This window comes from Gordonia aurantiaca (assembly GCF_039939235.1).
Taxonomy (GTDB): Bacteria; Actinomycetota; Actinomycetes; order Mycobacteriales; family Mycobacteriaceae; genus Gordonia.
Map to the genome: position 1 here is coordinate 24,198 of NZ_JBDUUF010000005.1, position 26,795 is coordinate 50,992.

Annotated in this window: 24 protein-coding genes; 13 read left to right on the forward strand and 11 right to left on the reverse strand. The window is 69.0% G+C overall.

All coding sequences use genetic code 11. The features are described from left to right. Positions 1-18 precede the first annotated feature (18 nt). Complete coding sequence (locus ABFT43_RS11380) at positions 19-1,566, forward strand: acyl-CoA synthetase (RefSeq protein ID WP_347960471.1); 1,548 nt, start codon at positions 19-21, stop codon at positions 1,564-1,566. Positions 1,567-1,587: 21 nt separating this feature from the next. On the opposite strand, the gene ABFT43_RS11385 is transcribed toward ABFT43_RS11380, so the two are convergent. Beyond that, complete coding sequence (locus ABFT43_RS11385) at positions 1,588-3,216, reverse strand: ABC-F family ATP-binding cassette domain-containing protein (RefSeq protein WP_347960472.1); 1,629 nt, start codon at positions 3,214-3,216, stop codon at positions 1,588-1,590. A gap of 100 nt (positions 3,217-3,316) precedes the next feature. Between ABFT43_RS11385 and ABFT43_RS11390 the strand changes: the two genes are divergently transcribed. Beyond that, positions 3,317-4,132: an SDR family oxidoreductase gene (locus ABFT43_RS11390; protein WP_347960473.1), complete on the forward strand. Its 816-nt coding sequence runs from the start codon at positions 3,317-3,319 to the stop codon at positions 4,130-4,132. A 44-nt stretch (positions 4,133-4,176) separates the two neighbouring features. After that, positions 4,177-5,325: a lycopene cyclase family protein gene (locus tag ABFT43_RS11395; protein WP_347960474.1), complete on the forward strand. Its 1,149-nt coding sequence runs from the start codon at positions 4,177-4,179 to the stop codon at positions 5,323-5,325. Here the strand turns inward: ABFT43_RS11395 and ABFT43_RS11400 are convergent. From ABFT43_RS11400 to ABFT43_RS11435, 8 genes are read right to left on the reverse strand one after another with little or no spacing between them, the layout of a single operon-like run. After that, positions 5,322-5,723, reverse strand: coding sequence for a DnaJ family domain-containing protein (locus ABFT43_RS11400; RefSeq protein ID WP_006899499.1), 402 nt, complete (start codon positions 5,721-5,723; stop codon positions 5,322-5,324). The genes ABFT43_RS11395 and ABFT43_RS11400 overlap by 4 nt on opposite strands. 24 nt (positions 5,724-5,747) lie before the next feature. Continuing rightward, a complete protein-coding gene (locus ABFT43_RS11405; RefSeq protein ID WP_006899500.1) occupies positions 5,748-6,110 on the reverse strand; it encodes a metal-sulfur cluster assembly factor in 363 nt (120 codons plus the stop codon). Further along, complete coding sequence (gene sufU, locus ABFT43_RS11410; RefSeq protein WP_109236932.1) at positions 6,107-6,580, reverse strand: Fe-S cluster assembly sulfur transfer protein SufU; 474 nt, start codon at positions 6,578-6,580, stop codon at positions 6,107-6,109. The genes ABFT43_RS11405 and sufU overlap by 4 nt, the downstream gene beginning before the upstream one ends. Positions 6,581-6,582: 2 nt before the next feature. Then, a complete protein-coding gene (locus ABFT43_RS11415; RefSeq protein ID WP_006899502.1) occupies positions 6,583-7,878 on the reverse strand; it encodes a cysteine desulfurase in 1,296 nt (431 codons plus the stop codon). Between the two features lie 26 nt (positions 7,879-7,904). Further along, complete coding sequence (gene sufC, locus ABFT43_RS11420) at positions 7,905-8,675, reverse strand: Fe-S cluster assembly ATPase SufC (RefSeq protein WP_006899503.1); 771 nt, start codon at positions 8,673-8,675, stop codon at positions 7,905-7,907. A gap of 54 nt (positions 8,676-8,729) precedes the next feature. Further along, on the reverse strand, positions 8,730-10,049 hold the full coding sequence (gene sufD / locus ABFT43_RS11425; protein ID WP_347960475.1) for a Fe-S cluster assembly protein SufD: 1,320 nt from the start codon (positions 10,047-10,049) through the stop codon (positions 8,730-8,732). Further along, the gene (sufB, locus tag ABFT43_RS11430) at positions 10,049-11,503 is read right to left on the reverse strand and encodes a Fe-S cluster assembly protein SufB (protein WP_347960476.1); all 1,455 of its coding nucleotides are present in this window, start codon (positions 11,501-11,503) and stop codon (positions 10,049-10,051) included. The genes sufD and sufB overlap by 1 nt, the downstream gene beginning before the upstream one ends. Continuing rightward, on the reverse strand, positions 11,500-12,339 hold the full coding sequence (locus tag ABFT43_RS11435) for a helix-turn-helix transcriptional regulator (RefSeq protein WP_347960477.1): 840 nt from the start codon (positions 12,337-12,339) through the stop codon (positions 11,500-11,502). The genes sufB and ABFT43_RS11435 overlap by 4 nt, the downstream gene beginning before the upstream one ends. Before the next feature lie 176 nt (positions 12,340-12,515). Between ABFT43_RS11435 and mptB the strand changes: the two genes are divergently transcribed. From mptB to ABFT43_RS11455, 4 genes are all read left to right on the forward strand, one after another. After that, positions 12,516-14,366, forward strand: a complete 1,851-nt coding sequence (gene mptB, locus ABFT43_RS11440; RefSeq protein ID WP_347960717.1) for a polyprenol phosphomannose-dependent alpha 1,6 mannosyltransferase MptB — start codon at positions 12,516-12,518, stop codon at positions 14,364-14,366. 109 nt (positions 14,367-14,475) lie between these two features. Continuing rightward, a complete protein-coding gene (locus ABFT43_RS11445) occupies positions 14,476-15,414 on the forward strand; it encodes an ABC transporter ATP-binding protein (RefSeq protein ID WP_347960478.1) in 939 nt (312 codons plus the stop codon). Positions 15,415-15,461: 47 nt separating this feature from the next. Continuing rightward, positions 15,462-16,262, forward strand: a complete 801-nt coding sequence (locus ABFT43_RS11450) for an ABC transporter permease (protein ID WP_347960718.1) — start codon at positions 15,462-15,464, stop codon at positions 16,260-16,262. Then, positions 16,259-17,278 (forward strand): COX15/CtaA family protein, encoded by a 1,020-nt coding sequence (locus ABFT43_RS11455; RefSeq protein ID WP_347960479.1) that lies wholly within the window; start codon positions 16,259-16,261, stop codon positions 17,276-17,278. The genes ABFT43_RS11450 and ABFT43_RS11455 overlap by 4 nt, the downstream gene beginning before the upstream one ends. An 84-nt stretch (positions 17,279-17,362) precedes the next feature. Here ABFT43_RS11455 and ABFT43_RS11460 read toward each other — a convergent pair whose 3' ends face one another. Next, positions 17,363-17,746 carry a hypothetical protein gene (locus tag ABFT43_RS11460; protein ID WP_457590140.1) on the reverse strand — a complete coding sequence of 128 codons (384 nt, stop codon included), beginning with the start codon at positions 17,744-17,746 and terminating at the stop codon, positions 17,363-17,365. An 86-nt stretch (positions 17,747-17,832) separates the two neighbouring features. On the opposite strand from ABFT43_RS11460, the gene ABFT43_RS11465 reads away from it, so the two are divergent. After that, entirely contained in the window at positions 17,833-18,798 is a 966-nt protein-coding gene (locus tag ABFT43_RS11465) for a quinone oxidoreductase family protein (protein ID WP_347960481.1), read from the forward strand. A gap of 108 nt (positions 18,799-18,906) precedes the next feature. Here ABFT43_RS11465 and ABFT43_RS11470 read toward each other — a convergent pair whose 3' ends face one another. Next, positions 18,907-19,899 (reverse strand): heme o synthase, encoded by a 993-nt coding sequence (locus tag ABFT43_RS11470; protein WP_347960482.1) that lies wholly within the window; start codon positions 19,897-19,899, stop codon positions 18,907-18,909. 308 nt (positions 19,900-20,207) lie between these two features. Here ABFT43_RS11470 and tkt point away from each other — a divergent pair, with 308 nt between their 5' ends. The 5 genes from tkt to pgl are packed head-to-tail and all read left to right on the forward strand — an operon-like array spanning position 20,208 to position 26,758. Beyond that, entirely contained in the window at positions 20,208-22,286 is a 2,079-nt protein-coding gene (gene tkt / locus ABFT43_RS11475; RefSeq protein ID WP_347960483.1) for a transketolase, read from the forward strand. A 53-nt stretch (positions 22,287-22,339) separates the two neighbouring features. Continuing rightward, the gene (gene tal, locus ABFT43_RS11480) at positions 22,340-23,461 is read left to right on the forward strand and encodes a transaldolase (protein WP_347960484.1); all 1,122 of its coding nucleotides are present in this window, start codon (positions 22,340-22,342) and stop codon (positions 23,459-23,461) included. Between the two features lie 8 nt (positions 23,462-23,469). Further along, on the forward strand, positions 23,470-25,020 hold the full coding sequence (zwf, locus tag ABFT43_RS11485) for a glucose-6-phosphate dehydrogenase (protein ID WP_347960485.1): 1,551 nt from the start codon (positions 23,470-23,472) through the stop codon (positions 25,018-25,020). Further along, positions 25,017-26,015 (forward strand): glucose-6-phosphate dehydrogenase assembly protein OpcA, encoded by a 999-nt coding sequence (locus tag ABFT43_RS11490; RefSeq protein WP_347960486.1) that lies wholly within the window; start codon positions 25,017-25,019, stop codon positions 26,013-26,015. Before zwf ends, ABFT43_RS11490 begins: the two co-directional genes overlap by 4 nt. Positions 26,016-26,020: 5 nt before the next feature. Next, entirely contained in the window at positions 26,021-26,758 is a 738-nt protein-coding gene (gene pgl / locus ABFT43_RS11495) for a 6-phosphogluconolactonase (protein WP_347960487.1), read from the forward strand. Positions 26,759-26,795 lie beyond the last annotated feature (37 nt).

The window sequence follows — 26,795 nt, forward strand, 5'->3', positions numbered from 1 at the left end:
CGTCGAAGGAGTGCACCGTTGTTCCCTGGAGTCTTCGCCAAGTCCACTCCGGACAAGCCCGCCGTCATCCGCGCCGCCACCGGTGAGCAGCTGACCTACCGCCAGCTCGACGAGAACTCGACGCGCATCGCGAACTACCTGGAGTCGCTGGGCGTCAAGCGCGGCGACAACATCGCGGTGGTCTCCGCCAACGACCTGCACGTCTTCGAGGTGTACTGGGCGGCGCTACGCAGCGGCCTCTACGTCACCGCGGTCAACCACCACCTGACCGCGGGCGAGACCAACTACATCCTCGGCGACTGCAACGCGCAGGTGCTCTTCGCCGGCGCCTCCGTCGCCGACGCCGTCGCGGCGTCGGGCGAGATCCCCGCCCTCACCGGCAGCGGCCGGCGCATCGCGTGGGGTGGTGACATCGAGGGCTTCGACTCCTACGACAAGGTGCTCGCCAACGCCTCGGCCGCGCCCCGCACCGACCAGCCGCGCGGCACGGACATGCTCTACTCGTCCGGCACCACCGGTCGGCCCAAGGGCATCAAGACCCCGATGCCCGAGGGTCAGGTCGACGAGGTCCCGGACACCTACACCGCGATCTTCGGGCCGATGTACGGCTTCGACGAGAACTCGGTCTACCTCTCCCCCGCACCGCTGTATCACGCTGCGCCGCTTCGCTATTGCGGCGTGACGAACTCGGTGGGCGGCACCGTGGTCATGATGGACCGCTTCGAGCCCGAGGACGCCCTGGCGGCCATCGAGAAGTACAAGGTCACCCATAGCCAGTGGGTCCCGACGATGTTCATCCGCATGCTGAAGCTGCCCGACGACGTGCGCGCCAAGTACGACGTCAGCAGCATGAAGATCGCCGTCCACGCCGCGGCGCCGTGCCCCGTCGAGGTGAAGAAGGCGATGATCGACTGGTGGGGCCCGGTCATCCACGAGTACTACGCCTCGACCGAGGCCGCCGGCGCGACGTTCATCGGCCCGCAGGAGGCACTCGAGCACCCGGGCTCGGTGGGACGTCCACTGCTCGGCGTGGTCCACATCTGCGACGAGGACGGCAAGGAACTGCCGGTCGGCGAGGTCGGCCTGGTGTACTTCGAGCGCGAGGACATCGCGTTCCAGTACCACAACGACCCGGAGAAGACCCGCAAGGCCCAGCATCCCGAGCACGCGAACTGGTCCACCACGGGCGATGTCGGTTACGTCGACGCCGACGGCTACCTGTACCTGACCGACCGCAAGGCGTTCATGATCATCTCCGGCGGCGTGAACATCTATCCGCAGGAGGCCGAGAACGTCCTCATCAACCACCCCGCGGTCTTCGACGTCGCGGTGATCGGCGTGCCCGACGCAGATCTGGGCGAGGTCGCCAAGGCGTGTGTGCAGCTCGCCGAGGGATACAGCCCCTCCGACGAACTCGCCGACGAGCTGATCTCGTACACCAAGGAGCACATCGCCGCGTACAAGTCGCCGCGCTCAGTGGACTTCGTCGACGAGCTGCCGCGCACCCCCACCGGCAAGCTGGTCAAGGGCGAGCTGCGGAAGAAGTACTGGCCGGCGGCGAGCTGATGACCAGCGGAGCGGCGGGTGTCAGGCCAGCTCGATGAGCTCCTGGTACTCGTCGCTCCAGTGGTCCTCGGTGCCGTCGGGCAGCATGATGACGCGCTGCGGGTCGAGCGCCGCGGCGGCTCCTGGGTCGTGGGTGACCAGCACGACGGCGCCGGTATAGCTGCGCAGCGCGTCGAGCACCTGTTCGCGCGACACCGGGTCGAGGTTGTTGGTCGGCTCGTCGAGCAGCAGCACGTTGGCCGCCGACGACACCAGACCGGCAAGCGTCAGGCGGGTCTTCTCGCCACCGGACAGCGTGCCCGCGGGCTGTTCGAGCTGCGGACCGCTGAACATGAAGGCGCCCAACAGACCTCGCAGTTCCTGCTCTCCGGCGTCGGGGGCGGCGTGGCGGATGTTCTCCCACACCGTCGCGGCGTCGTCGAGGGTGTCGTGCTCCTGCGCGAAGTACCCGATCTTGAGCCCGTACCCGGGTTCGATCTGACCGGTGTCCGGTTTCTCCACGCCCGCAAGCATTTTCAGCAGCGTCGTCTTGCCCGCGCCGTTGAGGCCGAGCACCACGACGCGGCTGCCCTTGTCGATCGCGAGGTCGACGCCGGTGAAGATCTCCAGCGAGCCGTAGCTCTTCGAGAGGTTCGACGCCATGAGCGGGGTCTTGCCGCACGGCGCCGGCTCGGGGAACCGGATGCGGGCCGTGCGGTCGGCCACCCGTTCCTCGTCCAAGGACTCGATCATCCGCTCGGCGCGCTTGAGCATCTGCTGCGCGGCGGTCGCCTTGGTGGCCTTGGCGCCCAGCTTGGCGGCCTGGGCACGTAGCGCTGACGCCTTCTTCTCGGCATTGGCACGCTCGCGGCGCCGGCGTTGTTCGTCGGTGGCGCGCGCGTCGAGGTACCGCTTCCAGTTCATGTTGTAGATGTCGGCCTCACCGCGCACGGCGTCGAGGAACCACACCCGGTTGACGACGTCGGCGAGGAGGTCGACGTCGTGGCTGATCACGACGAGCCCGCCCTCGTGGTTCTGCAGGAACGACCGCAGCCAGGTGATCGAGTCGGCGTCGAGGTGGTTGGTCGGCTCGTCGAGAAGCAGCGTGGTGTCCGACTTCCCCGAACCGTCGGAGGCGGAGAACAGGATGCGGGCGAGCTCGATGCGGCGGCGCTGACCTCCGGACAGGGTGCGCAGCGGCTGGTTGAGGACGCGGTCCGGCAGGCCGAGGCTGTTGCAGATGCGCGCGGCCTCCGACTCGGCGAGGTAGCCGCCGAGGGCGGAGAACCGCTCCTCGAGCCGCCCGTACTTCGCGACGGCGCGGTCACGTTTCTTCTCGTCGGCCGTCTCGGCCATCAGCGCCTGCTGCTTCTCCATCTCGCGCAGGATCTCGTCGAGCCCGCGCGCCGACAGCACGCGGTCCTTGGCGAGGACGTCGAGGTCGCCCTCCTTGGGGTCCTGTGGCAGGTAGCCGATGGCGCCGGAGCGGCGGACGGTGCCCGCGTAGGGCTCGGTCTCGCCGGCGAGGATGCGCAGCGTCGTCGTCTTGCCGGCGCCGTTGCGCCCCACGAGGCCGATACGGTCGCCGGGCTGGATGCGGAGGGCGTCGCCGGGCGCCGACAACAGGGTCCGAGCGCCCGCTCGAACCTCAAGGTCGGTCGCGGTGATCACGACATGCCAGTCTACCGGTGCGCATCGACCGGTTTTTCCCGTGAAACCCCGTGCAGGGCGCCCGCGGAGTTGCCCCACGGCGACACGGTGGACCGATACGGTGAGCAACGTGACGCAATCCACATCGTTTTCGCAGTCCACGTTCCCTCAGACGTCCGACCTGACCGGACGTTCGGCACTGGTCACCGGCGCCAGCCGGGGCATCGGCGAGGCCATCGCCACCGAGCTCGCCCGTCGCGGCGCCTCGGTCGTGATCACCAGCCGCAAGCCCGACCCGCTGGCCGAGGCGGCCGACCGCATCCGTGCGGCCGCTCCGGGTGCGACCGTGACCCCGGTGGCCGGGAACACCGGCGACGCCAAACACCGGACGCAGGCCGTCGCGGCGGCGGTCGAACAGGGTGGCGGCATCCACGTTCTCGTCAACAACACCGGCATCGCCCCGATCGCCGGCCCTCTGATGAACGCCGATCTGGGCGCGTATCTCAAGACCTTCGACACCAACGTCGTCGCGGCGCTCGGCTTCGTCCAGGAGGCATACCGGGCGGGCATGAAGGACTCCGGCGGCTCGGTCATCAACATCTCCTCGGTCGCCGGCATCCGGTCGACCGGGATCATCGCCGCATACGGGACCTCGAAGGCGGCCCTGATCCGGCTCACCGCCGAGCTCGCGTGGGAGCTCGGCCCGAGGATCCGCGTCAACGCGGTCGCCCCGGCGATCGTGCGCACCAAGTTCGCCTCCGGTCTCATCGAGGGAGAGAACGAGGCCCTCGCCGCCGCGTCGTATCCGATGAAGCGGATCGGCGAACCCGAGGACGTCGCCCGTGCGGTCGCCTTCCTCGCGAGCGACGAGTCGTCGTGGATCACCGGCGAGACGCTCGCCGTCGATGGCGGCATGCTCGCGACCGGCCGCTCCTGACCGGGGCGATCTCGCCACCGGGGGTTCGTGACAGTATCGAACCCATGACCGGCGGCGTGATCGTTCTCGGTGCGGGCCCTGCGGGTCGCGCGCTCGCACATCGGCTGTCGGCGGCCGCCGTCCCGGTGACACTGGTCGATCTCCATCCCGACCGGATCTGGAGGTCCACCTTCGCCTGCTGGTCCGACGAGCTGCCGGGATGGCTCGACGACTCGGCGTTCGCCGCGCGGCTCGACCGGATCGGGGTCGCCGGCACCGGCCTCGAGGAGATCGACCGGGGGTACACGGTCCTCGACACCCCCGGCCTGCAACGCAGCCTGACGCTGGACGGGGTGACGGTCGTGACCGGGCGGGTCACCGAGATCGACGGGGCACGAGTACATCTCGACTCCGGCCGCACGCTCGACGGCGACGTCGTCGTGGACTGCCGTGGCGCGCTCCCCCACCCGGCCCCGAGGCAGACCGCGTACGGCGTCGTCGTCGACGCGGCCACGGCCGCACCCGTTCTCGAAGGCCATGGCGCGATGCTGATGGACTGGCGCGGCGGCGTGGTCGACCGGCGGCAACTGCCGTCGTTCCTGTACGTCGTGCCGCTCGGCGGGAACGACTACCTGCTCGAGGAGACCTGTCTCGCCGGGCTCCCCGCCCTCGATCTCGACGAGCTGAAGCGGCGCCTCGAGGTGCGGCTGGGCGGGATGCCGTCGAACATCCGACGCGTCGAACACGTGGACTTCCCGCTGACCGGCTCCGCACCGCAGCCCTGGCGGGATACGACGTTCCGGTTCGGTGCCGCGGGCGGTTTCAAGAATCCGACGACCGGCTACAGCGTCGCCAACTCGCTGATGTGCGTCGACCGGGTGGTCGGGGCGCTCGCGGCCGGACGGGACCCCATCGCCGAGATGTGGCCGGCCGGGGTCCGCGCGGTCCACAACCTGCGCCTGCGCGGCCTCAGCGCGCTGCTGCGGTTGAGTCCGACGCAGACGATCGCCTTCTTCGAGGCGTTCTTCGCGATGCCGGTCGAGGCCCAGCGCAGCTACCTCAGCCGGCGCGACGACCTGACCGGGGTGATGGCGGCGATGACCCGCGTCATCCGCGCCGTGGACATGCGGACACGCGTGACCGTGGCCCGCGGCGCGATGTCCACGCCGGAGTGGGCCGGGGACGTCAGCGGCACCCCGCCACTGCATCTCTAGTGCGCGTCACGCAGCTCGCGCCAGCGCCGCACCATCTCCTCCACGTCGACGGTGTGGGCGACGACGCCGTGGGGCGTGGCCATCTGCCGTGACGCCAGGAGTGCTTCGCGCACACGACGATTGAAGTCGGTGAGGATCTCGCGCACCGATGCCTCGTCGGAGACGTCCCGAAGCGACTCCGGGAACTCCTGGGCCTCCCGGCGCAGGCGCAGCGGCGCCGGGAGCAGCGCTGCGGAATCGAGGTTCTCGTCGCGGATCTTGCGCTTGACCCACCAGTCCGGGTCGTCGGCGTCGGACAGGTCGATCGGCTTGCCGAGGCCCGGCAGGCCGTCGAACTCCCCGCGCTCGGTGGCCTCGCGGATCATCCGCTCGACCCGCGATTCGAACCATGACGTCATGCCGGTGACGTGCCGGAGTACGGACTAGACGGTGAAACCGAGCGCGCGAAGCTGCTCGCGGCCGTCGTCGGTGATCTTGTCCGGGCCCCACGGCGGCAGCCAGACCCAGTTGATCTCCAGGTCGGTGCACAGGCCGCTGTTGACCAGGGCGCCCCGGGACTGATCCTCGATGACGTCGGTCAGCGGGCAGGCCGCTGAGGTGAGGGTCATGTCGATCTTGGCGACCGCATCGTCGGTCACCTCGATACCGTAGACTAGGCCGAGGTCGACGACGTTGATGCCGAGTTCCGGGTCGACGACGTCGCGCATCGCCTCCTCGACGTCCTCGACGGTCGGCAGCGAGGTCTGCGGTTCTGACGGTGTCGCCGTGGTGGTCTCGTCACTCATGCTGTCTCCGCTTCTGTCTGGTTGGTCAGGGTGCCGACGGTCTGCGAGAGCGCGTCCTTGAACGCCATCCAGCCGAGGAGCGCGCATTTGACCCGTGCCGGGTACTTGCTGACACCGCTGAACGCGATGCCGTCGCCGATGACGTCCTCGTCGCCGGGATCCTTGCCGCGCGAGGTCATCATCGCGTTGAACGACTCGACGATGGCCAGCGATTCCTCGACGGGCTTGCCGACGATCAGGTCGTGCAGCACCGACGTCGACGCCTGCGAGATGGAACACCCCTGCCCGTCGTAGGACACGTCGTCGATCGTCGAACCGTCCGCCGACACCGCGACGCGCAGGGTGACCTCGTCACCGCACGTCGGGTTCACGTGGTGCACCTCGGCGCCGTACGGCTCGCGGAGGCCCCGGCCGTGCGGATGCTTGTAGTGGTCCAGGATGACCTCCTGGTACATCTGCTCCATCCGCATGCTCAGTTCACCCCGAAGAAGTTCTGCGCCTTCACGATCGCCGCGGCGAGGGCGTCGACCTCGTCGAGGGTGTTGTAGGCGGCGAAGGACGCACGCGCGGTCGCGGCGACCCCGAAGCGACGGTGCAGCGGCCACGCGCAGTGGTGGCCGACGCGGATGGCGACACCCTCGTCGTCGAGGATCTGGCCCAGGTCGTGTGCGTGGATGCCGTCCACGACGAACGACACCGCTCCCCCGCGGTTCTCGGTGGTCGTCGGGCCGACGATGCGCAGGCCGTCGATCGCACCGAGGCGTTCCAGCGCCCGTTCGACGAGCGAGTGCTCGTGTGCGGCAACCGCATCCATCCCGAGGGTCTGCAGGTAGCGCACCGCGGCGCCGAGCCCGACGACCTGGGAGGTCATCGGCACGCCGGCCTCGAAGCGCTGTGGCGGCGGAGCGTAGGTGGAGACCTCCATGGTCACCGTCTCGATCATCGACCCGCCGGTGATGAACGGCGGCAGCGCGTCGAGGAGCCCTGACTTGCCGTACAGCGCACCCACGCCGCTGGGGCCGAACATCTTGTGCCCGGAGAACGCGGCGAAATCCACGTCCAGGGCGCCGAAGTCGACCGGCATGTGGGGCACCGACTGGCAGGCGTCGAGCACGACGAGCGCGCCGACCGCACGGGCGCGGCGGACGAGTTCGTCGACGTCGGCGACCGCGCCGGTGACGTTGGACTGATGGGTGAACGAGACGACCTTGACCGACTCGTCAAGGGTCAGCGAGTCGAGGTCGATGCGGCCGTCGTCGGTGACCCCGTACCACTTGAGCGTCGCCCCGGTCCGGCGGCAGAGCTCCTGCCACGGAACGAGATTCGCGTGGTGCTCGAGTTCGGTGACGACGACGGTGTCCCCCGGGCCGAGCGCCGAGCCGCCGAGGACCGACGCCGAACGCGGGTCGCCGAGGGTGTAGGTGACCACGTTCAGCGACTCGGTCGCGTTCTTGGTGAAGACGAGCTGGTCCGGGGTCGCCCCGACGAAGCCCGCGATGACCTCGCGGGCGTCCTCGTAGGCGTCGGTGGCCTCTTCGGCGAGCTGGTGGGCTCCCCGGTGCACCGCGGCGTTGTGGTGCGTCAGGAAGTACCGCTCGGCGTCGAGGACCTGGACCGGACGCTGCGAGGTGGCGCCGGAATCCAGGTAGACCAGCGGCTTCTCGTCACGGACAGTGCGCTGCAAGATCGGGAAATCCGCGCGCACCGCGGCGACGTCGAGCGCCGCGCCGCGGGTCCCCGCGGTCGTCGGCTCGGTCGAGAGTGTCACGTACGTGCCCCTCCTGGTGTCGTGTGTCAGCCGGCCTTCGCCGTGAGGAAACGCTCGTAGCCGTTCTCCTCGAGTTCGTCGGCGAGCTCGGGTCCGCCGGACTGGACGACCTGGCCGTTGACGAAGACATGGACGTGGTCGGGCTTGATGTAGCGCAGGATGCGCGTGTAGTGCGTGATCAGCAGGATGCCGCCGTTCTCGCGCTCCTTGTAGCGGTTCACGCCCTCGCTCACGACGCGCAGGGCGTCGACGTCGAGGCCGGAGTCGGTCTCGTCGAGGATGGCGATCTTCGGCTTGAGCAGGTCGAGCTGCAGGATCTCGTGCCGCTTCTTCTCGCCGCCGGAGAAGCCCTCGTTGACGCTGCGCTCGGAGAACGACGGGTCGATCTCGAGCTCGGTCATGGCCTCCTTGACCTCCTTGACCCAGTGGCGGAGCTTCGGGGCCTCGCCGCGGACCGCGGTGGCGGCGCTGCGCAGGAAGTTCGACATCGAGACGCCGGGCACCTCGACCGGGTACTGCATCGCGAGGAACAGGCCGGCGCGGGCGCGCTCGTCGACGCTCATCTCGAGCACGTCCTCGCCGTCGAGGGTGATCGAGCCGGAGGTCACCTGATACTTGGGGTGGCCCGCGATGGCGTAGGACAGGGTCGACTTGCCGGAGCCGTTGGGTCCCATGATCGCGTGCGTCTCACCGGACTTCACGGTCAGGTTCACGCCCTTGAGGATGTGGATGGGCTCGGCGTCGGAGTCGGTCTGCGCGACGTCGACGTGCAGGTCACGGATTTCCAGAGTGGTCATTGATGTGTTCTTTCTCGACAGGCTGTGGGAGTTCGTGGTGGGCGCGACGGCCGTTCAGGCGCCGGCGATCTCGAGTTCGCGCTCGATCGCGGCGGACAGGCGCTCGCGCAGTTCCGGCACCGTGATCTTGGCGATCACCTCGCCGAAGAAGCCGCGGATCACCAGGCGGCGCGCCTGGTCCTCCGGGATGCCACGGGCCTGCAGGTAGAACAGCTGCTCGTCGTCGAAACGTCCGGTGGCACTGGCGTGTCCGGCGCCGACGATCTCGCCGGTCTCGATCTCCAGGTTCGGCACCGAGTCGGCGCGCGCGTTGTCGGTGAGCACCAGGTTGCGGTTGAGCTCGAAGGTGTCGGTGCCCTCGGCCTCGGCGCGGATGAGCACGTCGCCGATCCACACGGTGTGGGCCTCGCGGGTGCGGTCTCCACTCGGATCGCCCTGCAGTGCACCCTTGTACACCACGTTGGAGCGGCAGTTGGGCTTGCTGTGGTCGACGAGCAGGCGCTGCTCGAGATGCTGGCCGGCGTCGGCGAAGTACAGGCCCCACATCTCCACGTCGCCGCCCGGGGCGTCGTAGTGGACGATCGGCGACAGGCGGACGAGGTTGCCGCCGAGGCTGATCGCGAAGTGGCGGACCGACGAGTCACGGCCGACGCGGACGTGATGCGCGGCGACATGCACGGCGTCGTCGTCCCAGTCGTGGACGTTGACGACGGTCAGCGCGGCGCTGTCGCCGACGACGAACTCGACGTTCTCCGCGTAGGTCCCGCCGCCCTTCTGGTCGAGGACCACGACGGCGCGGGCGAACGGCTCGAGCCGGATCTGGATGTGGCCGAACGCGGTCTCGCCCTCGCCGGGGCCGGTGACCGTGACGGTGACCGGGTCGGCGAGTTCGACCTCGCGGCCCACGGTCACGACCGTGGCCCGGGTGAAGGACGAATAGGCCTGCGCCGCGATGCGGTCGAAGGGGACGCCGCCCTGGCCGAGACGCTCGTCGTCGCGGCCGACGGTGTCGACGGTGACGCCGTCTACACCTGTCCCGCTCACTGCGTTCCCGGCGACGGTGTCATTCGTCCCGCTCACTGCGTTCCCGGCGACGGTGTCATTCGTCCCGCTCACTGCGTTCCCGGCGACGGTGTCATTCGTCCCGCTCACTGCGTTCCCGGCGACGGTCACCTCGACGGTCGCCTCGCCGGTCCGCTGGGCGGAGCCGTCGTGCAGGCCGCGCAGGCGGCGGAACGGGGTGAACCGCCAGGCCTCCTCGCGCGGGCTGGGCACCTCGAAGGCGTTGACGTCGAACGAGGTGAACAACTCACCCTTGTTGACGGCAGGGGTCTGCGAACCCGGCGTGGTGACCGGGAGTGTCGGATCGGCCATCAGCCGACGGCTCCTTCCATCTGCAGCTCGATCAGGCGGTTGAGCTCGAGCGCGTATTCCATCGGGAGTTCCTTGGCGATGGGCTCGACGAACCCGCGGACCACCATGGCCATCGCCTCGTCCTCGGTCAGTCCGCGGCTCATCAGGTAGAAGAGCTGGTCGTCGCTGACCTTCGAGACGGTCGCCTCGTGCCCCATCGTCACGTCGTCCTCGCGGATGTCGACGTAGGGATAGGTGTCGCTGCGGGAGATCGTGTCGACCAGCAACGCGTCGCACTTCACCGTCGAGCGGCTGCCGTGTGCGCCGTTGTTGACCTTGACCAGGCCGCGGTAGGACGCGCGGCCGCCGCCGCGGGCCACCGACTTGGAGACGATGTTGCTCGAGGTGTTGGGGGCCAGGTGGACCATCTTGGATCCGGTGTCCTGGTGTTGTCCGGGGCCGGCGAACGCGACGGAGAGGACCTCGCCCTTGGCGTGCTCACCGGTCAGCCAGACCGCCGGGTACTTCATGGTGACCTTGGAGCCGATGTTGCCGTCGACCCACTCCATGGTGGCGCCCGCCTCGGCCTTGGCGCGCTTGGTCACCAGGTTGTAGACGTTGTTCGACCAGTTCTGGATGGTCGTGTAGCGGCAACGGCCGCCCTTCTTCACGATGATCTCGACGACCGCCGAGTGCAGCGAGTCGGTCTTGTAGATCGGCGCGGTGCAACCCTCGACGTAGTGCACGTAGGCGCCCTCGTCGACGATGATCAGGGTCCGCTCGAACTGGCCCATGTTCTCGGTGTTGATGCGGAAGTAGGCCTGCAGCGGGATGTCGACGTGAACGCCCGGTGGCACGTAGATGAACGAGCCGCCCGACCACACCGCGGTGTTGAGCGCGGAGAACTTGTTGTCGCCGGCCGGGATGACCGAACCGAAGTACTCCTGGAAGATCTCCGGGTGCTCCTTGAGACCGGTGTCGGTGTCGAGGAAGATCACGCCCTGCTGCTCGAGATCCTCACGGATCTGGTGATAGACGACCTCGGACTCGTACTGCGCGGCGACACCGGCGACCAGACGCTGCTTCTCCGCCTCCGGGATGCCCAGCTTGTCGTACGTGTTCTTGATGTCCTCGGGCAGCTCGTCCCACGACGTGGCCTGCTTCTCCGTGGACCGCACGAAATACTTGATGTTGTCGAAGTCGATGTCGTCGAGCGCGGCGCCCCAGTGCGGCATCGGCTTCTTGTCGAAGATCTTGAGGGCCTTCAGGCGCTGCTCGAGCATCCACTCGGGCTCGTTCTTCTTCGCCGAGATGTCGGCGACGACGGCCTCGGACAGGCCTCGCTGCGCGGCGGCACCCGCGACGTCGCGGTCGGCCCAGCCGTATCCGTAGTTGCCCAGCGAGGCAATCGTCTCCTCCTGCGTGAGCGGAGCGGCAGCGGCCGGCTTGGTGGCGGCCGGATCGGTGACGGTCATCGCGTGGCCTTTCGGGTTGTCGGGGTCTGGGACTGCGGGATGCGGGGCTGTCGCTTCGGTCTCTTCACGCTCTTCACGCTCGGTTTCTTCTCGCCCGGCGCGGCGGCCGGTGGCGGATGGATCGGCACATGGGTGGTGCAGGCGCAGTCGCCGTTGGCGATGGTCGCCAGGCGCTGCACGTGCGTGCCGAGCAGTTCCGTGAAGACCGCGGTCTCGGCCTCACACAGTTCCGGGAACTCGGTGGCGACGTGTGCCACCGGGCAGTGGTGCTGACAGATCTGGACGCCGTTGCCGACCTGACGGGTGTTGGTCGCGTAGCCCGCGCCGGTCAGGGCGTCGGCGATCTTCTCGACGGTGTCGGTGACGTGCGCCGGATCGGTGGCCGGCTCGACGTCGGCGACGACACGCTCGATCCGTTCGCGGGCGAACTCGGTGACGGCGTCGCTTCCCCCGACCTCGCGCAGCTTTCGCATCGCCGCACCGGCGAGGTCATCGTAGGCGTGGCGCATCTTGCCGCGTCCGGACGGGGTGAGCCGAAACCACTTGGCGGGACGTCCGCGGCCGCGGTGACCGAAACCGGTGGGCGCGACCTCGATGTCCCCTGCCGCGGTGAGCGCGTCGAGGTGACGGCGCACGCCGGCCGCGGAGATGCCGAGGCGCTCGCCGATGTCCCCCGCGGTGAGCGGGCCGGCCTCGACGAGCAGGTTCAGCACGGCCTCACGGGTCTGGCCGTCGTGGTGCGCGTCGGCACCGGCGAGGGTCGTCCGTGGGGTCGCCGTACCAGCGGAAGGCACGGCGTTGCCGCTGCCGGAGGGCAGCTCAACATCGTTCCGCATGGTTTTCACAACACGAGTGTGACGTAATTGATTCCCGGCTTCCAGCAAGGGTGCCCTTAGCAGAACCGTGCGATGTGCCCGAGGAAATCGCCCGAAACCGGATAAAGGGTGGTCGCGAGGTATCCCCCGGAGGCGATTACAGTCGTCGTGTGCCCGAAACCACAGCCGGCCGACGCCTGCCGGACCTCTTCGGACTCGTCGTGAATCACCTGCTCGCCGTGCTCGACTACCTCGGCCTGCGCAAGCAGCGCCCGGCGGACTCCCGCGCCGACCCCGAGCAACGCGGGGCCTACGGCAAGACCATGGCCCGCCTCCACGACGACGAACGCGAGGTCGGCCCGCTCGACGAGACCGAGAACCGCCGCCTGCGGCGGATCAAGCTGTTCGGCGCGACGGGTTCGGTGCTCATCCTCATCGGCGCCCTCGGCACCGGCGCGGTGCCGGTGCTGCAGAACCCGGTCGCCGGGATGCGGGTGCTGTCGCTGCCCTCGCGGATGTTCGGCACCGCACTGGCGCTGTCGATCGGCGGTTCGATCACCCTCGTCGTCGCCTGGCTGCTGATCGGCCGGTTCGCCGTCGGCCGGTTCAGTGTCGAGGTCCTGCACGGACGCAGCCCCGAACGGCGGATGAGCCGTCGCCAGGCCGACCGGACGCTGATGCTCTGGATCACGCCGATCATCCTGGCCCCGCCGCTGCTCAGCAAGGACGTCTACTCGTATCTCGCGCAGAGCGCCATCGCCTACCGCGGCATGGACCCGTACTCGGTGAGCCCGGTGCGTGGGCTGGGCGTCGACCACATCCTCACGCGGTCGGTGCCGAACCTCTGGCGCGACACCCCCGCACCCTACGGCCCGCTGTTCCTGTGGATCGGCGAGGGCATCACCAAGATCACGGGCGCCAACATCACCGCCGCGATCTTCCTGCACCGTTGTCTCGCGCTCGTGGGCATCGCGCTGATCGTCTGGGCGCTGCCGCGCCTGGCCCGCCGGTGCGGGGTGTCCTCGGTGGCGGCACTGTGGCTCGGCGCCATGAATCCGCTGGTCATCCTGCACCTCGCGGGCGGCATCCACAACGAGGCCCTGATGCTCGGCATGATGCTCGTCGGCCTCGAACTGAGCTTCCGCGCGATCTACGGACCCGATCTGCTGCGCAGACCCGGAACGCTGATACCGACCCGGGCCGGCTGGCTGCTCGTAGCGGGCGCCGCGGTCATCTCCGCGTCGGCGATGGTGAAGGTCACCTCGATGCTCGCGCTCGGCTTCGTCGGGATCGCCCTCGCCATGCGCTGGGGTGCGACGCTGCCCGCCCTGCGGCACGCGCCGATACGGCAATGGTGGGCGCGGTCGAAGGCGTCGCTCTACGCGCTCACCCTCTCCGGCGGGTTCTACGTCGTGATCCTCGCCGTCGTGATGATCGGGATCTCCATGGCCACCGGACTCGGCTTCGGCTGGACCGGCACCCTGTCGACCGGCGCGATCGTGCGGTCCTGGATGTCGATCCCGACGCTGCTCGGTGTGACCACCGGCCGCATCGGCGTCGCGCTCGGACTCGGCGAGCACACCCAGGCGATCCTCGACGTGATCCGGCCGCTGGGCCAGGTGATCGCAGGCCTGTTCATCGTCCGCTGGATGCTGGCCACGCTCGGCGGGCGTCTGCACCCGCTCGGCGCACTGGGTGTCTCGATGGCCACGGTCGTGCTGCTGTTCCCGTTCGTACAGGCCTGGTACCTGCTGTGGGCGGTCATCCCCCTCGCCGCGTGGGCCACCGGCGCCTGGTTCCGCATCTCCACCATCGCCGCCTCGGCGATCATCGCCATCGTCGTCATGCCGACGAGCTCCAACACCAGCGGCATCGTCCTGGCACAGGGCGTACTGGCCGGTGTGATCATGGTCGCAGCGCTGACCGCGCTGTTCTTCGAGGAACGGTCCCCCCGACTGTGGCGTCGACGCAGGACCGGGGCCGACGGGCCCGGGACCAGCGACGACGAGACGAAGGCCGAGCCGGCGGAGACGACGTCGACGCCGTGACCCGCATCCCACCCGCGCGCGGACGGCGTTTTCCGTCCGCGGGGTCCGAGCGCATAGTCTGACCTGTGTGCACGGCACGTCCTCCCGGCAGATCAGCGATGACGATCGGATGAACGATCGTCGGCCGAGCGTCCCCGCACTCGAGGTGCGCGGCCTGGTCAAGACCTTCGGCGACCGCACCGCCGTCGACCATCTCGACCTCACCATCGGAAACGGCGAGATCCTCGCGCTGCTCGGGCCCAACGGCGCAGGCAAGACGACCACGGTCGAGATCTGCGAGGGATTCACCGCGCCCGACTCCGGCACCGTCCGGGTCCTCGGGCTCGACCCGGTCGCCGACAACGACGCGCTCCGCCGGCGCATCGGCGTGATGCTGCAGGGCGGCGGCGCCTACCCGGGCGCACGTGCCGAGGAGATGCTGCGCCTGGTCGCCGCGTACTCCGCGGACCCGATCGACCCCGACTTCCTGCTCGAGGCACTCGGCCTCGTCGACGTGCGGCGCACGCCGTACCGGCGCCTGTCCGGCGGGCAGCAGCAGCGCCTGGCGCTGGCCTGCGCCGTCGCCGGCCGCCCCGAACTCGTATTCCTCGACGAGCCCACCGCCGGCCTGGACGCCCACGCACGGCTCGTGGTGTGGGAGCTCATCGACCGCCTGCGCGCCGACGGGGTCACGGTCCTGCTCACCACACATCTGATGGACGAGGCCGAGGAACTCGCCGACCAGGTCGTGATCATCGACCACGGTCGCGTGGTCGCCTCCGGCACCCCCGCCGACCTGACCAGCACCGGCGCCGAGAACGAGCTGCGGTTCAGCGCGCCGCGCGGGCTGGACCTGGCCACGCTGACCCTGGCGCTGCCGGAGGGCTACCACTGCACCGAGTCGACTCCAGGCAACTACCTCGTCATCGGTCCGATGACCCCGCAGGTCCTCGCGACGGTGACCGCGTGGTGCGCGCGGATCAACGTCCTCGCCACCGATCTGCGCGTCGAGACGCGCAGTCTCGAAGACGTCTTCCTCGAACTGACCGGACGGGCCCTACGACAGTGAACTCACCCGTATCGACGAACTCGCCGGAACCCGCCGCCACCGACGCAGTGTCCCCAGGTCGCGGCAGCGGGGTCTTCCCCGACGGCCTGTTCCGGCCGGCACCGCGGCCGTCGTCGCTGGCCGCGATGCTCACCGCGCAGTCGCTCCTCGAACTCAAGCTGCTGCTCCGCAACGGCGAGCAGCTCCTGCTGACGATGTTCATCCCGATCACGCTGCTGGTCGGGTTGTGCCTGCTGCCGATCAACACCAGCTTCGGCGACGGCCCGGCGGAGCGGGCTACGTTGTTCGTCCCGGCCATCCTGACCATCGCGGTGATGTCCACGGCCTTCACCGGCCAGGCCATCGCCGTCGGCTTCGACCGCCGCTACGGGGCACTCAAACGCCTCGGTGCGACGCCGATCCCACGCTGGGGCGTCATCGCCGGCAAGTCGGTGGCGGTACTCATCGTCGTGGCGCTGCAGACGCTGATCATCGGCGGCATCGGCGCCGCCTTCGGCTGGCGGCCCGACGCGCTCGGCCTGCTGATCGGGGTGGTCGTGATCATCGTCGGGACCGCCTGCTTCGCGACGCTGGGCCTGCTGCTCGGCGGCACGCTCAAGGCGGAGGTGGTCCTGGCCCTCGCGAACCTGCTCTGGTTCGCGTTCATCGGGATCGGGAGCCTGGTCGTGATCGATTCCGACGTGCCCGGCGCCGTGCACACCTTCGCACGGTGCATCCCCTCGGGTGCGCTCAGTGAGGCCCTCGAGATGGCCGCACGTGGTTCGTTCGACGCCTTCGGGGTGGGCGTGTTGTTGGTGTGGGCCGCGGTGGCCGGCACCTTGGCGGTGAGGTGGTTCCGATTCCGATGACGACGTCGCAGACCTCGGCCCGACCGGGCCCCACGGCTCCCGGCGAGCATCCCGAAGCGGGTGAGCCGACGGGCATCTGGCGGTTCATCCCCGGCTTCGGGCGTCCGACCGCGCGTTTCGTGCACCGCTGGGCGATCGCCCTGCTGGTCTCGAACGTCGGCATCGTCGCCACCGGCGGCGCCGTGCGCGTGACCGGATCCGGTCTCGGTTGCCCGACCTGGCCTCGCTGCACCGAGGACTCGTTCGTGGCGCACGGAGCGCTCGGCATCCACGGTGCGATCGAATTCGGCAACCGGCTGCTGACCTGGGTGCTGATCGCCATCGCCATCGCAGCCTTCGTCGCGGTGCTCCGGTCTGCCTCGTCGACCCGCTTCGACAAGTGGCTGGTCACCCTCATTGCGCTCGGGATCCCCTTCCAGGGCGTGATCGGCGGATTCACCGTGCTCACCGACCTGAACCCGTGGGTCGTCGCCCTGCACTTCCTGCTGTCGATGGGTCTGGTTTCCGGCGCCACCGTGCTCGTCTACCGCACGCGCCCCTACCCGACCCCGCCGGCGCTGTCGGCCACCGAGACCGACGCCCCCGCGGCCGCGATCGGGCGTCTCGGCGTCTATCTCGCGTGGCTCATCTACCTGGTCACCTGGGTGACGATCTACCTGGGCACCGTCGTCACCGGCTCGGGACCGCACGCGGGTGACGCCGAGGCCCCGCGCAACGGCCTCGATCCCGACAACGCCACCCAGTTGCACGCCGACGCCGTGTTCGTCCTGGTCGGCCTAGGCGTAGCGGCGCTCGTCTACGCCCGCGTGTTCTCGCGACCGCAACAACGATCGGCGCTGGTCTTCGTGGGTCTGCTGGCCCTGCAGGGCGTCATCGGCTTCATCCAGTACTTCAACGACCTGCCCATCGCCCTGGTCATCGCGCACATGTTCGGCAGCGCGCTGCTGCTCATCGGCGCGACCTGGCAGGTGCTCGTCGCCCGCTACACCGATCGCCGGCGCGCGCTCCAGGCCTGACACCGCACACCGTCCCGAGAACCGAAAACGCGACGACCCCGGCTCGGAATGAGCCGGGGTCGTCGTTCGTGGTCGTCGGCGCGATCAGAGGATCGCGCGGTTGCGCGGCTTCGGGAAGCGCTTCTGGCGGGCCACCCAGCCGGCCATCTTGCGGTAGTGCGACGGTCGGACGTCGGCCTGCGAGGTGAGGTCGCGGTCCCATTCGGCGATCTCGAGGCCGTCGACGGCGTCCACGACCGCCTGCGCGGTGGCCAGATCGGGGACCACCCGGTCGCCGAGGATGCCGCCCGACGCGCCCACGAGCGTGATGCGGACGCCGGCCGCACCGATCGCCTGCAGCACGACCTTCGCGCTGCCGCCCTCGCGGGCGACGAACTTCTTCACCGACGCGACGACGTCGGCAGGGGCCTTGACCGTCTGCGTGGCTGTGGTGTCGGTGGCGGCACTGTCAGTCATGACCGAAAGCATACCGTCGGGTCAGGTCCGATCCCGTCACCGGGAGGGCCGCCGCGGTGTGATCATCGTCGTCCTCGCCGCCGTGTACAACGGTTGTCGTGCACGCGATACAGGTGACCCGACACGGCGGCCCCGACGTCCTCACGTTCGGCACCGTCGACGACCCGATCCCGGCGGCGGACGAGGTGATCGTCCGCACGACCGCGGTGGGTGTGAACTTCATCGACACGTACCTGCGGCGTGGTCTGTATCCGTCGACGCCGCCCTACATCCCCGGCACCGAGGGTGCGGGTCAGATCGTCTCCCTCGGTTCGGACGTGACCGACCTCGAGGTGGGCCGACGCGTGGCATGGGTCGCCGCTCCCGCCTCCTACGCCGAGCTCGTCGCCGTGCCCGCGTCGAAGGCGGTCGTGGTGCCCGACGACGTGGACGACGCGGTCGCCGGGTCGTCGTTGCTGCGCGGCCTGACCGCCCACTATCTGCTCGACGGGAGCGCCCATCCGCAGGCCGGCGACACGGTGCTGATCCACGCCGGCGCGGGCGGCGTCGGCCTGATCCTCACGCAGCTGGCCAAGCGCAAGGGGTTGCGCGTCATCACCACGGTGTCCTCCGACGAGAAGGACGAACTCTCGCGGCAGGCGGGCGCCGATCACGTGCTGCGCTACGGCGACGACCTGGCCGCCCGGGTGCGTGAACTCACCGACGGAAAGGGCGTCCCGGTGGTCTACGACGGCGTCGGCGCGGACACCTTCGAGCAGTCCCTGGCGTCGACGGCCGTGCGCGGGATAATCGTGCTGTACGGGGCGTCGAGCGGCCCGGTGCCGCCCTTCGACCTGCAGCGCCTCAACCCCGCCGGATCGCTGTCGGTGACGCGGCCGACGCTGGCGCACTTCACGGCGACGCCGGAGGAGCTGAACTGGCGTGCCGGCGAGTACTTCCAGGCGATCCTCGACGGCGACGTGGACGTGCGTGTGGGGCAGCGCTACCGGCTGGCCGACGCCGCCCGGGCACACGCCGACCTCGAGGCGCGCAAGACCACCGGCGCGACGGTGCTCATCCCCTGAGGAACCCGAACACCGGCAAAATCGCGGGTGGAACCGCGAACTCCCACGCTCGCGCTCGCGATTCTGCGGGTCAACCCGCGATCGTGGAAGTACTCGGGTCTGGGACGATCAGAAGTACGACGAGATCGTCGACATACCGACGACCGCGTCGATCGCGAGACCGCAGAAGACGATCGCCAGGTACTCGTTGGACTGCAGGAACACCTTGAGCGGCTTGACCTCGACGCCACGACGGGTGTCGCGGTACAGCTTGGTGACCCGCTCGATGAACCAGATGCCGGCCACCAGGGCGATGACGGTGTAGATCCAACTCGTCGCCGGGATCAGGACCAGCGTGCACAGCACGGTCAGCCAGGTGTAGACGAGCATCTGGCGGGTGACGCGTTCCTCGGTCGCGATGACCGGGAGCATCGGCACACCGGCCGCGGCGTAGTCCTCCTTGTAGCGCATGGCGAGCGCCCAGGTGTGCGGAGGCGTCCAGAAGAAGATGACCAGGAACAGCACGATCGGCTGCCAACTCAGCGACCCGGTCACCGCGGCCCAGCCGACGAGGGTGGGCATGCAGCCGGCGGCTCCGCCCCACACCACGTTCTGCCAGGTGCGGCGCTTGAGGATCATCGTGTAGACGCCGACGTAGAAGACGATCGTGGCCGACACGAGCAGCGCCGAGAGCAGGTTCGCCGCGAAGAACAGGATCGCGAACGACGCGGCCCACAGCACCAGGCCGAAGATCAGCGCGCTGCGGGTGGCGACGGCCCGTCGGGCCAGCGGGCGCCGCGCGGTGCGCTTCATCTTCTTGTCGATGTCGGCGTCCACCACCATGTTCAGGGTGTTCGCACTCCCCGCACCCAGCCATCCGCCGATCAGTGTGAAGGCGATGACGGCGATGTCGACGTGACCCCGATCGGCCTGCAACATCACCGGGATGGTCGCGACCAGCAACAGCTCGATGACCCGCGGCTTGGTCAGCGCCACGTATGCGAGCACCGTCGCGCGCACACGTCCTGCCCAGGACAGGTCGGCCGGCGGGACCGGCCCGGTCGAAGCCTGCTGCGATGCGGTGTCGGTCGAGTGGGATGCGGCGGGACTGTCTCCGCTCACACGCTCCCCTATCCTCACGAACACTCCTCGTCCGCCCGCCCAGAATCTCCGCGGGCTACTACAAAGCATGGTAGACGTTCGCCTTTGCGAACCGTGAATCGAGCCTTGACGAGGTCGTTGAACGGCGTGGATCGCGCGACTCGCCGGTAACTTTCGGTCGGCGCGCGACCGGGCTTCTCGGCCGATTACTCTGGATCGAGACGTGCCTGCAACCTCGCCGGTTGACGGGCGCGAGCCGATGTCCCATCAGCAGGCAGTCCCGACCAGTAGGCAGTCCCAACCAGTAGGCACAGGAGACAATCACCATCGTGGCCGACACAGACGAGATCCGCGCACTGACCACCGCCCGCCACCCGGACGACTGGACCGACCTCGACACCCGGGCCGTCGACACGGCACGCGTGCTGGCCGCGGATGCGGTGCAGAAGTGCGGCAGCGGCCACCCGGGCACCGCGATGAGCCTCGCGCCGCTGGCCTACACGCTCTTCCAGCGCGTGATGCGGCATGACCCGACCGACACGCACTGGGTGGGACGCGACCGCTTCGTCCTGTCGTGCGGGCATTCCAGCCTCACCCTCTACATCCAGCTCTACCTGGGCGGCTTCGGCCTCGAGCTCAGCGACATCGAGGCGCTGCGCACCTGGGACTCGCTGACCCCGGGCCACCCCGAGTACCGCCACACCAAGGGCGTCGAGATCACGACCGGCCCGCTCGGCCAGGGCCTGGCCTCCGCAGTGGGCATGGCGATGGCCGCACGCCGCGAGCGCGGCCTGTTCGACCCCGACGCCCCGCTCGGTGAGAGCCCCTTCGACCACTACATCTACGTGGTCGCCTCGGACGGCGACATCGAGGAGGGCGTCACCTCCGAGGCCAGCTCGCTCGCCGGGACCCAGCAGCTGGGCAATCTGATCGTCTTCTACGACCAGAACCAGATCTCGATCGAGGACGACACCGACATCGCGCTCAGCGAGGACGTCGCCAAGCGGTACGAGGCATACGGCTGGCACGTGCAGACCGTCGAGGGCGGCGAGGACGTCGTCGCCATCGAGGCCGCGATCAAGGCCGCCCAGGAGGTCGTCGACCGTCCGTCGATCATCTGCCTGCGCACGATCATCGGCTACCCGGCGCCGAACAAGATGAACACCGGCGGCATCCACGGCGCCGCGCTCGGCGAGGAAGAGGTCGCCGCGACCAAGAAGATCCTCGGCTTCGACCCGGACAAGACCTTCGAGGTCGCCGACGAGGTCATCGCCCACACCCGCAAGCTCGTCGACCGCGGCGCGGAGCTGCGCAAGGCGTGGAACGCGTCGTTCGAGGCGTGGGCCGAGAAGAACCCGGAGAACAAGAAGCTCTTCGACCGCCTGCAGGCCCACGAGCTGCCCGAGGGCTGGACCGACGTCCTGCCCACGTGGGAACCCGGTGACAAGGACGTCGCGACCCGCTCGGCGTCGGGCAAGGTGCTCACGGCGCTCGCGCCGGTGCTGCCGGAGCTGTGGGGCGGTTCGGCCGACCTCGCCGGATCGAACAACACCACCATGGACGGTGAGCCGTCGTTCGGCCCGACCTCGATCAGTACCAAGAAGTGGTCGGCCAACCCGTACGGCCGCACCCTGCACTTCGGTGTCCGCGAGCACGCGATGGGCTCGATCCTGTCGGGTATCGCGCTGCACGGCCCGACCCGCGCCTACGGCGGCACCTTCCTGCAGTTCTCCGACTACATGCGCCCGGCGGTCCGCCTCGCAGCGCTGATGGAGATCGACCCGATCTACGTCTGGACCCACGACTCGATCGGTCTCGGCGAGGACGGCCCGACCCACCAGCCGATCGAGCATCTCGCCGCGCTGCGCGCGATCCCCCACCTCGACGTCGTGCGTCCCGCCGACGCCAACGAGACCGCCTACGCCTGGGCGCACCTGCTGACCCGCCGGAACCATCCGGTCGGTCTCGCACTGACCCGCCAGAACGTGCCCATCCTCGAGGGGACCGCGGCGGAGGGCGTCGCCAACGGCGGCTACGTCCTCAGCGATTCCGAGGGTGACCCGCAGGTGGTCCTCATCGGCACCGGCTCCGAGGTCCACCTCGCGGTCGAGGCCCAGAAGGCGCTGGCCGCCAAGGGAATCCGTGCGCGCGTCGTGTCCATGCCGTGCGTCGAGTGGTTCGACGAGCAGCCGCAGGGCTACCGCGACCACGTGCTGCCGCCGTCGGTTCCGCGTGTCGCCGTCGAGGCGGGCATCGCGATGCCGTGGTACCGCATCGTCGGCGCCGGCGGCGAGATCGTCAGCATCGAACACTTCGGTGCGTCCGCCGATTACAAGGTGCTGTACACGAAGTTCGGGATCACCGCAGAGGCCGTCACCGCGGCCGCCGAACGTGTCGTCACCGGCTGACCGGCCACATACGACACCGGCTGATCGCGACCCAACAATCCAGGGAGAGAATCGTGACCCAGAACGAGAAGCTCGCCGAACTGTCCGCCGCCGGGGTCTCGGTGTGGCTGGACGATTTGTCGCGCGACCTCATAACCTCCGGTGACCTCGCCGAACTGATCAAGACCAAGTCGGTGGTCGGCGTGACCACCAACCCGGCCATCTTCCAGGCGGCGTTGTCCAAGGGCACCGCATACGACGCGCAGGTCAACGAGCTGGCCGCCCGCGGGGCCGACGTGGACGCCACCATCCGCACGGTGACCACCGACGACGTCCGCAACGCCTGCGACGTGTTCGCCGGCGTCTACGAGGAGTCCGACGGCGTCGACGGGCGGGTGTCGATCGAGGTCGATCCCCGACTCGCCCACGACACCGACGGCACGGTCGCCCAGGCGATCGAACTGTGGAAGATCGTCGACCGTCCGAACCTGCTCATCAAGATCCCGGCCACCAAGGCCGGCCTCCCCGCGATCACCAAGGTGATCGCCGAGGGCATCAGCGTGAACGTGACGCTGATCTTCTCGGTCGAGCGGTACAAGGAGGTCATGGACGCCTACCTCGACGGCCTCGACGCCGCCGCGGCGGCCGGTCACGACCTGTCGACGATCCACTCGGTCGCGTCGTTCTTCGTCTCGCGCGTCGACACCGAGATCGACAAGCGTCTCGAGGCGATCGGCACGCCGCAGGCCCTGGAGCTGCGGGGCAAGGCGGCGCTCGCGAACGCCCGTCTGGCGTACGCGGCCTACCAGGAGGTCTTCGAGATCGAGACCCGCTTCCCCGACCTGCAGGACCAGGGGGCCCGTGTCCAGCGTCCGCTGTGGGCGTCGACCGGCGTGAAGAACCCCGAGTACCCCGACACCCTGTACGTCAGCGAGCTCGTCGCCCCGAACACGGTCAACACGATGCCGGGCAAGACGATGGACGCCTTCGCCGACCACGGCTGGGTGAACACCGGCTCGATCATCGGCAAGGCCGCCGAGTCGCGCGAGATCTTCGACAAGATCTCGGCCGTGGGCATCGACCTGGACGACGTCTTCAAGGTCCTCGAGGACGAGGGCGTGGCGAAGTTCGAGGATGCGTGGAACGAGCTGCTCGATGCGACCGCCGAGCAGTTGTCCGCGGCGAACGAGGGCTGAGAACCACAGTGGCCGGCGAGGATGCACTGGGACCCGATTCCTGGATCAATCCGCTCCGTCACCCGCAGGACAAACGCCTGCCGCGTATCGCGGGACCATGCAGCCTGGTGATCTTCGGCGTCACCGGCGACCTGGCCCGTAAGAAGCTGATGCCGGCGGTCTACGACCTCGCCAACCGCGGCCTCCTCCCGCCGTCGTTCGCACTGGTCGGATTCGCGCGCCGCGACTGGAGCGACGAGGATTTCGGCGCGATCGTGCACGACGCCGTGCGGGAACACTCCCGCACGGGGTTCCGGGAGGAGGTCTGGGAGCGTCTCGCCGAGGGATTCCGCTTCGTGCAGGGCGAATTCCACGACGACGCGGCCTTCGATCGCCTCAAGGCGACGCTGAGATCGCTCGACACCGAGCGCGGGACGGACGGTAATCACGCCTTCTACCTGTCGATCCCGCCCAAGGCGTTTCCGACGGTGTGCGAACAGCTCGAGCGGAGCGGGCTGGCCGCTCCCAGCGGGGACAGCTGGCGCCGGGTCGTCATCGAGAAGCCGTTCGGCCACGACCTGGAGTCGGCGCGTGAGCTCAACGCGATCGTCAACAGCGTCTTCCCCGAGTCGTCGGTGTTCCGCATCGACCATTACCTGGGCAAGGAGACAGTCCAGAACATCCTGGCGCTGCGCTTCGCCAACCAGTTGTTCGACCCGCTGTGGAGCTCGCACTACGTCGACCACGTACAGATCACCATGGCCGAGGACATCGGCCTCGGTGGGCGTGCCGGCTACTACGACGGCATCGGCGCCGCGCGTGACGTGATCCAGAACCACCTGCTGCAACTGATGGCGCTGGTCGCCATGGAGGAGCCGATCTCGTTCGAGCCCAAGCAGCTCCAGGCCGAGAAGATCAAGGTGCTGTCGGCGACCCGCAACATCGAGCCGTTGTCGGAGAACACGGCCCGCGGCCAGTACACGGCCGGGTGGCAGGGCAGCGAGAAGGTCCCGGGCCTCAAGGACGAGGACGGGTTCGCCAAGGACTCCACGACCGAGACCTTCGCCGCGATCGCCCTCGAGGTCGACTCCCGGCGCTGGGCCGGTGTCCCGTTCTACCTGCGCACCGGCAAGCGTCTGGGTCGCCGCGTGACGGAGATCGCGCTGGTCTTCAAACGCGCGCCGCATCTGCCCTTCGACCAGACCATGACCGAGGAGCTCAGCCAGAACGTGCTGGTGATCCGGGTGCAGCCCGACGAGGGCATCACGCTCCGATTCGGGTCCAAGGTTCCCGCGTCGAGCATGGAGGTCCGCGACGTGAACATGGACTTCAGCTACGGCACCGCGTTCACCGAGGCGTCGCCGGAGGCCTACGAACGGCTGATCCTCGACGTGCTGCTCGGCGAGCCGTCCCTCTTCCCCGTCAACGAAGAAGTCGAATTGTCCTGGCAGATCCTGGATCCCGTCCTGGACTACTGGGCGAAGAACGGAAAGCCCGATCCCTACGAGGCGGGTACCTGGGGTCCGGCGTCCGCCGATGAGATGCTCGCGCGTCACGGTCGACAGTGGAGGCGTCCATGATCGTCAGCCTGCCGAACACGACGAGCCGGGAGGTCGCCAAGCGGCTCGTGCAGCTCCGCGAGAGCGAGGGCTCGGTCAGCAGCGGTCGGGTGCTGACGCTGGTCGTCGTCGCCGAACACGACGAGCCCACCGAAGGGGCCATCGAGGCCGCGATCGCCGCCAGCCGTGAGCATCCCAGCCGCGTCATCGTCGTCTCCCGCGGCGTGCGGCATGCACGTTCACGCATGGACGCCGAGATCCGCGTCGGGGGCGACGCGGGCGCCTCGGAGATCATCGTGCTGGCGCTAGCCGGCGAGATGGCCGACCACGCCCATTCGGTGGTGATCCCGTTCCTGCTGCCGGACACGCCGGTGGTCACGTGGTGGCCGAGCATCGGTCCCGCGCGTCCGGCGGCCGACCCGCTCGGCACGCTGGGACGGCGTCGCATCCTGGATGCCAACCGCGATCCCGCCCTCAACACCGTGCTCAAGCGTCGGCTCGCCGGCTACTCCCCCGGCGACACCGACATCGCGTGGACGCAGCTCACGCCGTGGCGGGCGATCCTGGCCTCGGCGCTCGATCGCCCGCCGTTCACACCGGTCCTCTCCGTCGACGTGACCGGACCCGATCGCAGCCCGGCCATCGACCTGCTCGCCGGGTGGCTCCGGTCGGCACTCGGGGTGCCGACCCGCAGGTTCACCGGCAGCTTCGAGGTCCGGCTGGTCCGCACCGACGGCGACACCGTCCTGGCCGTCGACGAGGCGAACAACGCGGTCCTGACGGCACCCGGCAAACCGGACGGCCGGATCGCGATGACCCCGCGCTCGCTGCCGGTGTGCATCGCCGAGGAGTTGCGCCGTCTCGACGTCGACGAGGTCTACGCGAAGGCGCTGGCGGGCGTCGCCGAGGTGGAGCGGATCTCCCCGGAGCAGGAGGCGACCCTCCGCGCCGACCTTCGTGCAGCCATGGAGAACGCTGCGCGCCGAGAAGAACCGGCCCCTGCCGACAAGGAGTGATTGACGTGGCCACCGAGACGCTGGTCTTCGATTCCAAACAGGAGCTCTTGTCCACCGCGGCCGCACGGTTCGTGGACCTGGTGACCAGGGCCCAGGCCGAACGTGGTGTCGCGAGCATCGTCCTGACCGGCGGCAGCAACGGCATCGGCATCCTGTCGACGCTCGCCGCCGACAGCGGCTCGATCGACTGGTCGCGCGTCGACATCTACTGGGGCGACGACCGTTTCGTTCCGGCCGACGATCCGGAACGAAACTCCGGTCAGGCCCGGGAGGCACTGCTCGACAAGGTGCCGGTAGATCCGACCCGGGTCTTCCCGATGGCTCCCTCCGATGGCCCGTTCGGTGACGACATCGACGCTGCCGCAGCCGATTACGCAGCCGTGCTGGCAGGTCGTTCGTCCGACGGCGTGGCGCCGCACTTCGACCTGCACCTGCTCGGCATGGGTGGCGAGGGCCACATCAACTCCCTGTTCCCCCACAGCCCGGCGACCCTGGAGACCGAGAGATCGGTTGTCGCCGTCACCGATTCACCCAAGCCGCCGCCGCGGCGTATCACCCTGACGCTTCCGGTGGTCAACCGGTCGCGGTCGGTGTGGTTCCTCGTCTCGGGCGCCGACAAGGCGGAGGCCGTCGCAGCGGCACACGGCGGCGCGGATCCGGCGGACTGGCCGTGCGCGGGTGCGCACGGCACCGAGGAAACACTCTGGTTCCTCGACGAGGACGCGGCGAGCAGGCTCGGCTGACGATCGGCCGGCCCGCGGCACGACATCGCCGGATTGA

Excerpts from the sequence above, each read along its gene's own strand:
- ABFT43_RS11435 (WP_347960477.1), bottom strand. The coding sequence starts at position 12,339 with ATGCGGAACGATGTTGAGCTGCCCTCCGGCAGCGGCAACGCCGTGCCT.
- ABFT43_RS11460 (WP_457590140.1), bottom strand. The coding sequence starts at position 17,746 with ATGCTTTCGGTCATGACTGACAGTGCCGCCACCGACACCACAGCCACG.
- sufB (WP_347960476.1), bottom strand. The coding sequence starts at position 11,503 with ATGACCGTCACCGATCCGGCCGCCACCAAGCCGGCCGCTGCCGCTCCG.
- ABFT43_RS11490 (WP_347960486.1), top strand. The coding sequence starts at position 25,017 with ATGATCGTCAGCCTGCCGAACACGACGAGCCGGGAGGTCGCCAAGCGG.
- ABFT43_RS11405 (WP_006899500.1), bottom strand. The coding sequence starts at position 6,110 with ATGAGTGACGAGACCACCACGGCGACACCGTCAGAACCGCAGACCTCG.
- ABFT43_RS11455 (WP_347960479.1), top strand. The coding sequence starts at position 16,259 with ATGACGACGTCGCAGACCTCGGCCCGACCGGGCCCCACGGCTCCCGGC.
- sufU (WP_109236932.1), bottom strand. The coding sequence starts at position 6,580 with ATGCGGATGGAGCAGATGTACCAGGAGGTCATCCTGGACCACTACAAG.
- ABFT43_RS11445 (WP_347960478.1), top strand. The coding sequence starts at position 14,476 with ATGAACGATCGTCGGCCGAGCGTCCCCGCACTCGAGGTGCGCGGCCTG.
- ABFT43_RS11400 (WP_006899499.1), bottom strand. The coding sequence starts at position 5,723 with ATGACGTCATGGTTCGAATCGCGGGTCGAGCGGATGATCCGCGAGGCC.
- sufD (WP_347960475.1), bottom strand. The coding sequence starts at position 10,049 with ATGGCCGATCCGACACTCCCGGTCACCACGCCGGGTTCGCAGACCCCT.
- ABFT43_RS11395 (WP_347960474.1), top strand. The coding sequence starts at position 4,177 with ATGACCGGCGGCGTGATCGTTCTCGGTGCGGGCCCTGCGGGTCGCGCG.
- sufC (WP_006899503.1), bottom strand. The coding sequence starts at position 8,675 with ATGACCACTCTGGAAATCCGTGACCTGCACGTCGACGTCGCGCAGACC.